This window comes from Oscillospiraceae bacterium (assembly GCA_034925865.1).
Classification (GTDB): Bacteria; Bacillota; Clostridia; order Oscillospirales; family SIG627; genus SIG704.
Map to the genome: position 1 here is coordinate 1 of JAYFRN010000015.1, position 13334 is coordinate 13334.

Below are 13334 nucleotides of genomic sequence, written 5' to 3' on the forward strand. Positions count from 1 at the left end.
GTTGCTGTATTTATACATCTCGTCGCCCCCAAGTGCAAGCTTTTTAACATGTTTCGGCCATTTTCCTTGCACTTATTATACCATAATTCTTGCGATTTGTCTTGCCTTGCTGTATATTTTCTTTTGTTCAGCGGGCATTAATTAAGCTTGCGATTGTATATTTCGGGAACTTTATTATTTGTTGATTTTATAGTAATTATATGGTAATATACAATAGGATTAGCCATTAATATCCGGTAAAAAGCGGATATGTAGAGGTAGATGATATGATTTATAATGAAGAATACTTTTTATCAATAAATACGAAAGAAAAATTCATTGAACACTTAAATCAAATGATAATGGATTTTCATAAAAACAAAGAGCAATTTCAAAATATTGTAGTTGATGATTATTTAAATTCAATTGAAGCATGGCTTAAATCTTATAGTTTTGATTGCAACTCAAATATTCAATTTGAAAAGCCTGATTGGTCTTTGATAGCATTATTGTTTTATTTTGGTAAAATTTATGAGTGACTTATATCTCCAAAGGAGCAATTTAAATGGAATTATTTAAAAAACTTTTAAGTAAAAAACCAGAGAAACAAGATGATAAGACAGAACATATTTTAAAAATACTAAAAAGCGGTTTCCCTGTTGAAATGGAAAATGATGTTGAGATCGTTTCAAAGTATATTTTCACATGCATATTTGATGATGTTTTAGATTTTTCAAATGAGGAAAATTGCAAATATACATTACTTAACGGATATTTAGTATTTTTCCCATACCGAATTTATGGCCTTGATAAATGTATGACACTTTCTTTCTCGTTTACATACGAGCAGAAAATGATATATCATGCTATTTTCAGCAGAAGTTGCGATGGATTTATACGAGAGAAGCATGTTAAAGCAATTTTGGATGAAGAATATCCGGATTGGATCATTCCATATATCATAAAAGTATGCGATGAATATGTTCTTGAAATTCTGAATTTGGTTTACGAAAAAACAAGCGAAAAATGTACTGACAGACTAAAAGCATTCTGCCGCTTGAATGGTAAATCGTTTTTACGCAGCCATGACAGGATGATAAGCTATTGGAATGAGTATTATCGGTCTGAATGTTATTATTTCAAAGACTATGTAGGAAATAAACTTTTTAATAAGTGCTTTGGTTATACACGTAGCCTGGAAAAAGAACTTAAAATGAAATACAAGTGTCCTTGTTGTGGTTATTACACTTTCGATGAAAAGCCAAATGGAAGTTATGATATTTGCCCCGTTTGTTTCTGGGAAGATGACATAGTCCAACTTGAAGACCCGTCATTTGCAGGTGGTGCAAATAATGTAAGCTTATCACAGGGGCAACGTAATTTCAAAGAGTTTGGTGCATGTGAACGGAAAATGATACCTTATGTCCGGAAACCGAAAAAGAACGAGCTTTCCGGTATTAACTAATAGTATTAAACAACATATCACCCACCCAAAGGACAATATCTTTTCGGCGGGTGTGAGTGACCTATAGTATTATGACGCAAGCATATAACTGATCCTAAAAGTGTAGCCGAAAAAGCTGGATATACGGTGTTTAATACTTAAATTCAAAATTGTCCTTGACATGGGGTACACTTTAAATTGAAATTTATGGAGGTGATTGTTTGTCACGAATTTATTGTTTTGAATTTCCAGGAACAAGGGATATGTTCTTGGAGACTTTAAATAAGTATCCTAATAACGACCATAAGTTCTTTTATTTCAACGATTATATTGTAGAAATATCGGGAGATAATTATCGTTTTGGAGTAGAACGGGGTGGTCATTCAGGTGGGTATTGGTTTGAACCAACTATCACAGAAATGGATGATAAACTAATCTTCAGTGGACATATAAATTATATTGATTTTTATTCAAATGATAAATGGTATGAAAAGGTTGTAACTAAAACAGAGGAAGGTTGCTTGATCATAATTTTGTTTCCTCTATGTTTGCTTATTAAAATATATGCACTAATTAGGTTAATAATTAGAAAAATAAGGAGGCAACCCTCTATCAAAGAAGAAACAACAGAAGATAGATTGTTTAACTTGATGGAAAATCTACTAAACTGCACACTTAAGTGATAAATTCCAATTTAACAATATAAAAATAGGAGAAGATGACCTCTACTATAAAAATTGCTAATTATCAATCATAAGATGTGATATAGCCTTTGAGCAAAAGAAAACTGAAGAGTATGAAAATAATATGAAATATAATGAGTTAAAAGCTGGTTATACTGTGTTTGAAAGGTAAAACATGAAAAAATCATTTGTTTTTTTATTTATGATAATAATTATGTTATCAGCATGTTCAAGCAATGAAAAAAAGATAGCTGAAGAGTATGAAAGCAATATGAAAAATAATGAGTTATTCATTTTTCCAGGAGGAGGCTATGCAACATATAAATATATTGATCGAAATTTATACCTTAATGATTTTACAAAAATAAAAGTTGGAATGACATATAAAGAAATCATAAACATAATTGGCGAGCCAAATGGAGTTTTTGGATCCGGAGTTCAATGGCCGTTTTATGAAACATTTGATAAATCATATATAATTTTGTATATTGGACTAGAGTCTTATTCAAAATTGATTAGTATAAGAATTGTAGATGCAAGTGGCAGGATTTTTGATTTGCAACAAGAAGCGGAATAATTCTGTATCTTATAAAATTATTTCTGGCTTGATATGATATAATCCCCTTAGAGTAGACACATGCAAGACTACACTAAGGGGATTATATTAAGCTCTCTTATAGGCGGGTGTTTTACTTTGCCTTCGCTTCTCAAATATCTATCCCATATTCTTCAAGAGTAAATTGCCGGAGAGCAGCATCTTTCACGCGGTATACAGTCGTTTTCTCCATGTTCAATTTTTCACAGATTACATCAATATGATTCTTCGGTCGTGATATGTAAAATGTTGATAATATATACTTCCCTTCTTCTGTAAGCGCGGAAAGCCCGCGTTCTATTAACTTAACCTTGCGGTTCTCGATATCGATACTAAGTTTAAGATTCTCTTTCTCGACTATTATATCGATCATAGCATCTTCGTATCTATTCCCGCCGCCGTGCATCGGCGCGGCAGATATTGAAGCTGTGCGAGCAGATTCAAACCGCTTCTCCAGCATGATTAATCGCTCTTTTAGATTATCGAGAGAACGAATATAGCTGTTATATGATTTAAGATCATGTATTGCCGATTCTGCCCATTTCATGTGTTTATGTCCTCCGCTTTTAAATAATCCAGTACACCGTTTTTCAATAGTATTTTATACTGATATGCTTCCTTCGGCGTTATGTATTTGTGACCGTAAATTGTTTTCATATTGACCCATACCCCCCACGGAATACGGAAAAATTCATAAAATCCGAATGAGACAAGTACAAAACACTCCGCGCCGAGCTTCATATGCCTGTTTAGTGATATTGTCTGTTCGGTATTGACAACGCTTTGAAATATATGCTCTTGATCTGTATGCTTTGCTTCGAAACAGACAGTGCGGCCTCCTGCAATAACACCCTTGAAATCAGGCTGCGCACGCTTCTCGAAGCATGCGACAAATCGTCCTTTTCCACAGCTTTTTATCGGCTTCATCGGTTCAGGTGTCTTTGAAATTTCAGCTCTGCCAAGCATTCGATAGTGTTCATTCGATGCTTCAATCAGCTCTTCAAAATTTCGGCCGGATGCCTTATTCATAGCTCCGCGAATAGCATTTATGGCGTGATCATTCATATGTCAGATTCATTTTCCTTTCGTTCATATAATTTATTACAACCGGTATAAACAGCATTCAGAGGAGCCTCTGATGATAATTTATCATATATAGCCGTTGTTTCTTCTATCGTTAATTTCATAACAATCGAGCGAAAAAACTTTGAGTCAATTTTCCCACCAACATAATCATATAGATCTGAAATTGCTTCCTGAGCGTTTTCCCTCTGAGACACATACAAATTGCCGTTATAAACGAGTATTATATAATCCATTTTCTCACCAGCTTCAAATAAATTAAAAGATTAACTTACTGCGCGGGTTACTTGCCTATCATGTACGACTTTCTTAGATATTTCACTAAGGCACCCGATCGTATATGCCGCTCGATATATCTTTTTCGGATATATAACGAATCTATACGTTTTCCAGTTATAAAAACCGGTATATAAAGCAACGGCTGCAGAGCCAATATATTCTTCAATTTCAAAAGTCTTGCCGTCAATATTCTTAATAAGCTTGTATGTAAATTCCATGATGTATTACTCCTTTTTGCTCTGATTATTCTTCTGATCCTGGTTTACTGCTTCTTTTAGCGGCTGATTCGGCTGCTCATCTTCCAGGCTATTCATGAGGACCGTGCCTTTATGACCGCAGTAAATACACGACTCGTCTGCCCTGTTTGGATTAGTAGAGTATTGGCTGCCTCCGCATAAAGGACATTTATACCTGTTCATTTCTCATTTCCTTTCTCGGCAAATGTTTTAATGACTGCATCACGGCAAGCCTTATTTTTCGTCCAGTCGGTACATTCTTTATTTTTAAAATGGCCGAGATGGTACTTATTCTCTGCATTACGCTTTCGGGTTTTCTCATCTCGGTAGCACCCGCATGATTTAGTATTGCCGGTAGTCAGAGCGGACAGATATACTGTAACTGTATTGCCGCAATCGCAGCGGCATATAAAACGGCGTTTATTGTAATGCTGGGTCGTTTCATTCAAGATAACAAGCCTCTCAAACCTATCACCGGGGATTATAACTCTGCCTTTTGATCCTGTTCTATTCATGGCTTGCTTCCCCTCCAATCTTCCCACTCCATACAAATACTAATTGACGTTTCTCTTAACCGGCTGATAATAGCCCTTATTTTTGAATTGTCATAACCTTTTGGCGTCATGTTCGTGATAAGGTCGTCACCCCCATAATTTGTAGTTATTATTGTCGGTTTCATATCTTCATAACGGTCGTTTAATATGTTATAAAGAGTTGATATTCCCCAATCGGTACATTGTTCTTTACCCAGGTCATCAATAACAAGCAAATCGACTGATTTATACATCTCTATTACTTCATATTCACTTTCCATAGAATTATTGTCATATGTACGACGGAGATCTCCGAGAAGATCAATCGATGTCTTGAATATTACCGGTATTTCCGCACCGATAAGCTGCAACGCAATCGCAGCTGCAAGGTGCGTTTTTCCTGTCCCGTTTGAACCCTCAAAATATATTCCGTCGCCTTTGATATACGCTGATTCGAAATTATCTGCATAATGTTTCGAAATATCGTAACAGCGTTTACGTTCCGGCGTATTACATATGAAATTTGCGAATGTGCGGTTCTCAAACCGTTTCTTAATGCCGCTTTCACCAAGTAATTTCTGAATTCTAACAGTTCTCCATTTTTGCTCTAATTCAAGCGCTTCTTTTTCTTTACGATTATTCTCCAGGGTTTCACGCCTTTTCCAATATTCAATGGCTTGCGGGCAATTACAGCGTTCGGGTGCCGGACTCCAATAACTGATAACGCCGAAAATCATTATTCCTTGATATAAGAGTTCTTTGCCACAGTATTTACATTTTTCGGATTTAGGAGGCGGTGTCGCACATTTTAAACCTAAATCAACGCATTCTTTTGTTGTGAACACCGTTTTGGGCTTTTCATCACTTTTTAGTAAGATATTCTGGGAGTTCAGTCCTGAATCCGGTGCTCCTGTGATAGGTTCCATTATTATTCACAATCTCCTGTTCATATTGATTTTCCCACTCCATGCCGTTCAGCCATGTAGCCGGATGAGGCGTGAAGCGTTCTTCTTTAAATCTTCCATCACACTTTTTAGCAGTTTCGACCGAAGTAATAATTTTTTCGGTCAAACTGTCATCAGGGTTTATTTTTGCCCATGCCTTTATAGCCTGCCCCTTGCTCACTTTACGTGGGTAATGTTCCCAAAAGCGTTCAAACCGTTCAGCGAGTTCCACCGTCTTCGCTTTTCGGTCGCTTGCCGGATATATAGATTCATCAGTACTTGATTCTTTAGTGTTTGATTCATAAGTACTGGATACGTTAGTATTTACTTGTCCTTGGTTTACCACCGCTGGATGATCCACCGCTGGTTCATCCACCGCTGGGTTATCCACCCCTGGGTCATCCACCCCTGGTAAACCTATATGTGGATTTTCAAATATATCGTAAATGTATTCGTATTTACCGTTTTCGGAATTCCTAATTTTTGTTATAGTCAAATATCCGAATTTTTTAAGTTCATTAAGCGTGTTTTTTATAGCGGTTTCTTTCTCTTTTCGAATAGAACAAAGCCCCGCTATTGAATAATCCCAATTATCCGGCAATGAAAGCATCAAAGAGAGCAATCCAATGGCTTGCAAACTCATGCTTTTTTCTTTAAAATGAGTATTTGACATTACAGTAAAATCTGATGTTTTATGTACTCGCATTACCATTTATGTTTCACTTCTTTCTTGTTCTCTGTGCTGGTGCATATAAATGTATTCGCCGTTTCTTCCGATATTTTGGTATATCCATGCGTCGCACCGCGCTTTTGAAAGGTGATTTACCATAGCGTCCCTCTCGTAGGCGTATTCTCCGGTAGCTTCCTTTTCGCGCATCCGTTCGCGGATATCCGCGTCTTCGTAGTTTGCCTCAACAAGATACAAATCATAGTGTTTAGCTTCAATACCGGCTAGTGTCACGGTGTCAGTAGCGTAAATTATTTTTCCATGAGGTAAATGTACCTTGTAACCCATGTTGGGTACATTGTGTTGAAGCTTTACCGGGATAACCTTACATATACCGTAGTTATACTCTGTACCTGCGCTTAAAATGTCAATCCGATCTTTCCGGACTCCTGCCTCGACAAGCTGCGGCGTGAGCCACACTCCGGATCCGAACCGGAGTGTGGGACGCTCTGCCGCAAGGCGTCTAATGGTTGCATGGTTGAAATGATCTCCGTGGATATGGGTGAGAAGCACAAGTTTCAACGATTTAATAAATGGTTGAATAGACTTGTACGAAACACCGCAATCGATGAGTATATTGTCATTCAGCACAACGGCATTTCCATCGGAGCCCGTGTTTATAATTGAATACTGAATATTACACATCGCTTATGTTGATTTTCTTCGGACCGGCGCTCTCTGTCGGCTGAGCCGCTTCCGGATATTCAGTAAATTGCTCCTGGGGTTCGGGTTCGTCTGCTTTTTCGGGAATGAGTGAGCCGTTATTACTCTTTATCGCATATGAATCGCTGTCGTAAGCTGACTGCATCGCAGATGACATTACTCCCCATTTGCTTACAAGCTGCCGTAACATCGTCTTCTTTGCCATATCGTCAAAGCTCTTGTACCAATATGATGAATATTTCCACATTTCATCTGCCGGTATTTCATTGTTTTGGAGCCGTGTATAGTCAGCTGCTGAGAAAGCAGCTGAATATGTATTGGCATGCTGCATCATTTTTTCTTTTGACCAATAAAGCGTTTTCTTAAAACCGTTTAAGTATTCAAAATACGCCATATAACCAATTACCGGCAACGCTTCTCTTAACGCATCGTCTTCTATGAATTCGAAAACAGGTTTTCCGGTGTTTCTGTCGCGCCCTTTGTATTCGCCTTCACGAATTTCAATTGAATCAATATCCAGGTAATAACCCGAACGGATAGCGAGCTGAATATAACCTCTGTAACCGAGGACAAAAGTCGCATTCTTAACTGATATGGGAATCCACTTGCCTTTTTCGTTTTTTCGCGGCTGCCCATTATCGTCAAGCTCCCACATCTTTTTTCCGTTCGAGTCCTTCAGCTGGCATTCGAAAGGAACAAGATAATATTGTCCAAGCTGCGGAGACGGGGAAAGATTCAGACTTTCACCAAGCAGCGCTCCGGCGATAATTGACGATGCTTCACAATCCTGTAAAGCAGGATTTACAGCGACAGCTGATGTAATGGCTGCCGTAAAGCTTCTAACGCGATTCGGGTCGCAAAGTGTAGAAGATATAAGCTTTTGATATTGCGGCGTAGTAATCGCCACGCTGAACCTTGCTTTTTGTGGCTTGGGCTGTATCTGATTATTCAAAGTCGTAACCTCCGTTATTTAAATATTCTTTAAGAGCTTTTATTTGTTCTATCTTCCCACGGACCGTGAATGTAACTTCATAGATATTCTTTGATGTGTCTTGTTGCGGTTCTATAGTTTCAACCGGTGAAGCAATGTCTTCTACAGAAGGTATGACAACCGATGTCGGCGCTGCAAGTACAGTTTCTTCAAGAAGAGTATCGTCAACCTTCGCGATAGCTGCTGCTCTTGCTTCATCTGCGGCTCTTCGCTCATCAGCTTTGCGCCGTTCATCTTCAATTTGTTTATGGCGTTGAGATACCGCCATGATCGCTTGTGCCGCATTTCCGGTTTTTCTATATTCAACGAGGATTTCATCATGATCGTTTTGCGTTGCAATCATAGATATATCTTCTTGCACGCGGTCAAGGTATTTTTTAGCTTGTTCTTTAAGGCTTTTAAGACTGGCGGATAGCGTAACATTGATATTGGCATTCTTTAAAGGAGCATCCACCTCACCGAGACCGAGACTTAAACGGTATTCGTAAAAGAATTCCGATATGGCTTTGAATTTTTCGTCTTTGAGTGAATTCTCCACATCAGCGATCTTTTGAGCAAGGGCTTTATCCGCGCATTTAAACGGATCAGCGATGCACTCCCTATATATTTTCTCAAATGCTTCATACGGAGCAAATATCTGCGCTTTGACATCTTTCCGACGCTCTTCAAAAAGGTTAAATTCTTTATTAAGAGTAGCACGTGATGTTTTTACCGACTTAACTGTATCTTCCGTACATATAAGGGAAAGCGCTTCCGCTGTTGCCGCTTCGACTTCGCCCTTTATCTTTTGCAACTGTTCTTCTATAACCGGTAACTGTTTTATTATGATTACATCAGAAGATATAATTTCTGTTTTGTTATTATTTTCCACTTGATTTTCCTTCCTGTTAATGATAATATATATATATGGTTTCCATTGACCGTTGCGCGATGTACTGATTGCGTGACGGTCTTTTCCTTTTTAACGCTTCATCCCTCCTTCCATTATTATCATAAATTTATGTTATTTTAATTTTTATACTTGATATTTTTATTTGTATATGTTATTATATCAATAGGTTTTTTCTCCTCGACCGTTACGCGACTTAATGCACCGCGTAGCGGTCTTATTTTTTCTACACGTTTCATCCCCCTTACATTAATACTCTCAATCATGAACTACACACTTTTTAATTTAACGCTCCTTTCTTATTCCCTGCATGCCATCGCAGCAGCCATCACCGCCGCTGCGAATATGATTATCTCGCCGCCGATCGCACCGTAAGCCCGCCCGGCGAAGGCATACACAACAGCCGGCACAAATAGGATTGTCAACAACACAGCGATAGCTGAATATCCAATTTTCATTATTCGCATAATGCTTATATGTACCGCCCGATGCCCACGCGCTATACGGATAATGTCGCAACCGATGATTTTAATATTCAGCCGCTCCGGATGGCGAATACGAAATTTTCTCATGATACGTAATCTCCCTTCCGTCTGAATATCATTCCAGAGATCCTTTTTTCTCAATTTTATCAAATACAGCAAGATTCTCATCGAGCCGTCGCCGTGCTTCTAAAAACTGTTCTCTGAGCGCTGGTATTTCGGTCATTTCATTTTCATCAATAATGCCGTCGTCAACAATTTCAGCAAAAGACTGTATAGCCAATTCGAGTTGCTTGATCGTATTCCTTGCCCGGATTAACGCTCTTTCAGGCGGCATATCTTTGATTTCACGGCAATCACGTCCAAGCGGGCATTCATGTGTGCAATACCATGCGCGAAGCTCAGGCGCGTTATATGCGTCAGCCATTAACGCGACTACATCGTTTGGAGGACGAGTAATATCAAGCTCATATTTCTTTATGCTGTCTTCAGATACACCAGGAATCACTTCAGCTGCTCCTGCTCTCGATCGTAGCTTTTCATTGTACTGCGCGGCCTTTAATCGAGCTTGACAATACACGTTACCTATTGCTTTTGTTGCCTGTTTAGACATTTAAACAACCTCTTTTCCGGTGTATAATGATCATAATGAGTTATCAAGTTTCTTTCTGGGTCTGCCTAATTGCCTCGTTTTGGGGCTATCTTGGTTAAAAAAAATATCGTCATCATGATAAGCAAGCACAGATTTCATCTTGATTCCAACATTTAATGATGGATTTTTACCACCGGTTTCTATTTGTGCATAATGGCTGCGAGAAATTCCAACAGCACGGGCAAAGGAATATTGCGAGAATCCCGCTTCTCTTCTAAGATGAATTAAATTTACCCTCAATTTTTTGTCTCCTTTCAAATTTCTATATCTATATTATAGCTCCGTTTTGGGTCTGTGTCAACACTTTTATTGAAATATTTAAAATAATTTGCTGCTTTTTGGGGCATCTGTTTACATTTGGGTCTTTATTTGATATAATTCTTATTATATTGGAGGTTTAAACATGAGTATTTTTTCCGATCGCATGATAAGCTTACGCAAAGGACGCGGGTTATCGCAATATGAATTTTCAAGAGCAATAAACATATCACGCTCCACAATCTCAGGCTATGAAACCGAAGGCAAAGAGCCGAATTATGAAACGCTGTGCCGTTTTGCTGACTTCTACGGAGTATCTACAGATTATTTACTTGGTAAATCAGACGAACCGACACACGCCGATGCCGTGTTTCAAAAAGACAGCTTAAATTTCAAGAAACGGTTCGATGATCTACCCCCTGATGCTAAAGTTATTGTCACAGGAATATTTGATGATTTCTATGTATTACTGTTCCGTGATGTTTGCGCTGCCGATAAAGATCGTCTGACTTTATACCGTGATTTGATGAGCGCTTTACAATTATCAAGAAGCAAAGTTAAAAAGCTCATCGAAGAAAATACCAATGGTATAACAGACGCAGTATTTTTAAATACTCTAATGGAAGCAGAAAGTTCTGCAAAAACAGAATTGTCATTGTATTTAGATAAACTCATGCAATCCGATCTCAATGCTGCCTTAAAAAAAGGACAAATTATCTAAGTAATTTGTCTGATACGGCATTAAAATATTGTTTATCAATGGCAATTTATATTAATGTATTGGTAGTATTTGAATTACTCTTTTTCTGAACAACAAGCTGATTATTACTGTCTATATAAGCTAAAAGTACATCTTTTAAGTCTAAAACACCTTGTTTTTTAAGTTCTTCTTGTAACCACATTCTATTCTTATCATTCATCTGCAGATAGTCATCAAGGATTGTACCATCAATAATTACATTTAGGCATAATCCTTTATATGCGGTTTGAATATTCATATCTTTGGGAGTTAATGGCTGGCAAGAAGACTTTAGCTGAACACTCACTTTACCACTTGTTTCAAGAACAGCGAATTCAACATCTACAAGATTAAATACATTTTTAAGGCGACATTCTTCAAGAACATCATTGACAGTTAGTTTTGTTTTCTTTAAGTTTTCCTCTATTATTTGACCGTTGTTAATTAAAATAGTCGGTTTACCATCCAGCAGTTTTCTTGCTTTATAATTTTTCAAAGATATTAATGACAGTATAATCGGGAACAGGGCGTAGATAATTAATCCTGTAATTCCTTTTGCATAGTTAATTGAAGAATCAACTGCGAAAGCTGCAGCAATTGAACCTATGGAAATCCCCACAACATAATCAAAATAAGTAAGTTGTGACAGCTGCTTTTTACCCATAATTCGTGCTAATATAAAAAGTATAACAACAGAAACTATTGATTTAGGAATAGTAGTTAAAATATCATCAAACATCTAAAGTCCTCCGGATTTAATGTACCCGAAATAAAAGCAGATATTCAATCTCCTCAATCAACTTGGAAAATCATGATTATATTCATGTTTCTATTTGTATAATTATATCTAAATTACTTTAAATCCGGAAAATAATACCAATATTTTTGGTCTTTATTTGGTCTTTATTTGGTCTTTATTTTTACGAGACAAGAATAAATCATACAAAATCAAATTTAATAATTGCATTGCAGGACAGCACAAACTTAAAAATTATCGAATAGAAAAAAGCAGTAAAAAACGCCAATTATCACTTTGGGGTGGTAGAGGCCGGAAGTTCAAATCTTCTCACTCAGACCAAAAATTAGTCGAAATGCCTAAAAGTTATTGGTATTTCGGCTTTTTTATGTCCTTTAAATACTGATTTTTTGTGGAGTATGATTAAACTCTATTATTCTTTCGTTAGAAAATAGCTTTTTCTAACGGATTTCTAACGGATTATGAATCTAATCTGCATTAGAGTGTGAAAAGTATTGCTGAGATTTTTTGCAATATTCTCTTTTCTAAGGCGACTAATATGTCACAAGTCGGGCAGTATGCAGCGAATGTATAGTACGGATCATCGGTTGTTCCATCGTTTATAACCGATATTTCATCCGCTGTGAACTCGTAATTGCAGTCAGGACATAATGACCCTTCCAAACAATTTACATCAATCGCCTCTGATATTATCGGCGCGCCGAAGACGAATATTAGCGCTATTGTAAATATTATACTTATTATTGTTTTCCTTTGCTTTTTTATTTTTACAATAGGGTTAAATAGTATTTTAAATTTTTATGACTAAACCCGTCAGATTGGCAAATGTAATGCAATGCGTGGGTTATGAATTATAAATATCTAACATTTTTATTTCACCCCAGCCAGGATATTCGGTTTCATTTGAGTCATATTCTTCCGAATAATAATAATATACTTTATAAGAATTTATCTCATTTGTTCCTTTTACTAAATCAAATGATAGGACAAAAGTACCCAATGTATAGGGATCAATTGAGGTATATTCTGTAGAGGGATATACTGTAAGGTTATTGTTTTGTTTGGATAAATCAACAAAATAATCTCCATCATTTGTATAGAAAGGCACACCGTTATTATGTACTATTTCATACATGTTTTTTTTATCTATATTGGCTATTAAACTCTTCAAACTGGTAGTAGCTTTTTCAATGATGTCATTTCGTTTTGACGATGAAAGGGATTTGGTAAATGGTATACTTTCATATACATTAAGTGTGCTATTATATACATATTTTTCGCTTAAATAATATGTTTCATTTATAATGTCACCATAGCTTCTTTCTCCGCAAATTTTAATTTTATCGTGACATAGAGCAAATTGCTCTATGTCACCATTAGAAATATAAACATAATAAAAA

20 protein-coding genes are annotated in these 13334 nt (G+C 36.9%); 5 read left to right on the forward strand and 15 right to left on the reverse strand.

The annotated features are described in order from the left end of the window. The first annotated feature begins 266 nt into the window (after positions 1-266). The 4 genes from VB118_07115 to VB118_07130 all read left to right on the forward strand — a co-directional run bounded on the left by VB118_07115 (position 267) and on the right by VB118_07130 (position 2683). Positions 267-518, forward strand: a complete 252-nt coding sequence (locus VB118_07115) for a hypothetical protein (GenBank protein ID MEA4832369.1) — start codon at positions 267-269, stop codon at positions 516-518. 26 nt (positions 519-544) lie between these two features. After that, on the forward strand, positions 545-1444 hold the full coding sequence (locus tag VB118_07120) for a CPCC family cysteine-rich protein (GenBank protein MEA4832370.1): 900 nt from the start codon (positions 545-547) through the stop codon (positions 1442-1444). A 200-nt stretch (positions 1445-1644) separates the two neighbouring features. Next, positions 1645-2106, forward strand: coding sequence for a hypothetical protein (locus VB118_07125; GenBank protein ID MEA4832371.1), 462 nt, complete (start codon positions 1645-1647; stop codon positions 2104-2106). A 175-nt stretch (positions 2107-2281) separates the two neighbouring features. After that, the gene (locus tag VB118_07130; GenBank protein ID MEA4832372.1) at positions 2282-2683 is read left to right on the forward strand and encodes a hypothetical protein; all 402 of its coding nucleotides are present in this window, start codon (positions 2282-2284) and stop codon (positions 2681-2683) included. 130 nt (positions 2684-2813) lie between these two features. Here the strand turns inward: VB118_07130 and VB118_07135 are convergent, their stop codons facing one another. The 13 genes from VB118_07135 to VB118_07195 form a co-directional block, all read right to left on the reverse strand. Further along, a complete protein-coding gene (locus VB118_07135) occupies positions 2814-3248 on the reverse strand; it encodes a DUF1492 domain-containing protein (GenBank protein ID MEA4832373.1) in 435 nt (144 codons plus the stop codon). Further along, positions 3245-3730 (reverse strand): Holliday junction resolvase RecU, encoded by a 486-nt coding sequence (locus VB118_07140; GenBank protein MEA4832374.1) that lies wholly within the window; start codon positions 3728-3730, stop codon positions 3245-3247. The genes VB118_07135 and VB118_07140 overlap by 4 nt, the downstream gene beginning before the upstream one ends. A 32-nt stretch (positions 3731-3762) precedes the next feature. Further along, the gene (locus VB118_07145) at positions 3763-4020 is read right to left on the reverse strand and encodes a hypothetical protein (GenBank protein ID MEA4832375.1); all 258 of its coding nucleotides are present in this window, start codon (positions 4018-4020) and stop codon (positions 3763-3765) included. Positions 4021-4287: 267 nt separating this feature from the next. Then, the gene (locus tag VB118_07150; protein ID MEA4832376.1) at positions 4288-4482 is read right to left on the reverse strand and encodes a hypothetical protein; all 195 of its coding nucleotides are present in this window, start codon (positions 4480-4482) and stop codon (positions 4288-4290) included. Next, on the reverse strand, positions 4479-4814 hold the full coding sequence (locus VB118_07155; protein ID MEA4832377.1) for a hypothetical protein: 336 nt from the start codon (positions 4812-4814) through the stop codon (positions 4479-4481). The genes VB118_07150 and VB118_07155 overlap by 4 nt, the downstream gene beginning before the upstream one ends. Next, complete coding sequence (locus tag VB118_07160) at positions 4811-5758, reverse strand: ATP-binding protein (GenBank protein ID MEA4832378.1); 948 nt, start codon at positions 5756-5758, stop codon at positions 4811-4813. Before VB118_07160 ends, VB118_07155 begins: the two co-directional genes overlap by 4 nt. Continuing rightward, entirely contained in the window at positions 5694-6488 is a 795-nt protein-coding gene (locus VB118_07165; protein ID MEA4832379.1) for a hypothetical protein, read from the reverse strand. Before VB118_07165 ends, VB118_07160 begins: the two co-directional genes overlap by 65 nt. Continuing rightward, complete coding sequence (locus VB118_07170) at positions 6489-7094, reverse strand: MBL fold metallo-hydrolase (protein MEA4832380.1); 606 nt, start codon at positions 7092-7094, stop codon at positions 6489-6491. 46 nt (positions 7095-7140) lie between these two features. Then, positions 7141-8118, reverse strand: a complete 978-nt coding sequence (locus tag VB118_07175; protein MEA4832381.1) for a recombinase RecT — start codon at positions 8116-8118, stop codon at positions 7141-7143. Next, positions 8111-9028 carry a DUF1351 domain-containing protein gene (locus VB118_07180; GenBank protein MEA4832382.1) on the reverse strand — a complete coding sequence of 306 codons (918 nt, stop codon included), beginning with the start codon at positions 9026-9028 and terminating at the stop codon, positions 8111-8113. The genes VB118_07175 and VB118_07180 overlap by 8 nt, the downstream gene beginning before the upstream one ends. A 317-nt stretch (positions 9029-9345) precedes the next feature. Then, positions 9346-9618 carry a hypothetical protein gene (locus VB118_07185; GenBank protein MEA4832383.1) on the reverse strand — a complete coding sequence of 91 codons (273 nt, stop codon included), beginning with the start codon at positions 9616-9618 and terminating at the stop codon, positions 9346-9348. 28 nt (positions 9619-9646) lie between these two features. Beyond that, complete coding sequence (locus VB118_07190) at positions 9647-10141, reverse strand: XRE family transcriptional regulator (GenBank protein ID MEA4832384.1); 495 nt, start codon at positions 10139-10141, stop codon at positions 9647-9649. Between the two features lie 30 nt (positions 10142-10171). Beyond that, positions 10172-10420: a helix-turn-helix domain-containing protein gene (locus VB118_07195; GenBank protein MEA4832385.1), complete on the reverse strand. Its 249-nt coding sequence runs from the start codon at positions 10418-10420 to the stop codon at positions 10172-10174. 163 nt (positions 10421-10583) lie between these two features. Between VB118_07195 and VB118_07200 the strand changes: the two genes are divergently transcribed. Continuing rightward, positions 10584-11159 (forward strand): helix-turn-helix transcriptional regulator, encoded by a 576-nt coding sequence (locus VB118_07200; protein MEA4832386.1) that lies wholly within the window; start codon positions 10584-10586, stop codon positions 11157-11159. A gap of 46 nt (positions 11160-11205) precedes the next feature. On the opposite strand, the gene VB118_07205 is transcribed toward VB118_07200, so the two are convergent. Then, positions 11206-11916: a DUF421 domain-containing protein gene (locus tag VB118_07205; GenBank protein ID MEA4832387.1), complete on the reverse strand. Its 711-nt coding sequence runs from the start codon at positions 11914-11916 to the stop codon at positions 11206-11208. A gap of 862 nt (positions 11917-12778) precedes the next feature. Continuing rightward, a partial coding sequence (locus VB118_07210; GenBank protein MEA4832388.1) for a hypothetical protein occupies positions 12779-13334 on the reverse strand: 556 nt, incomplete at its 5' end.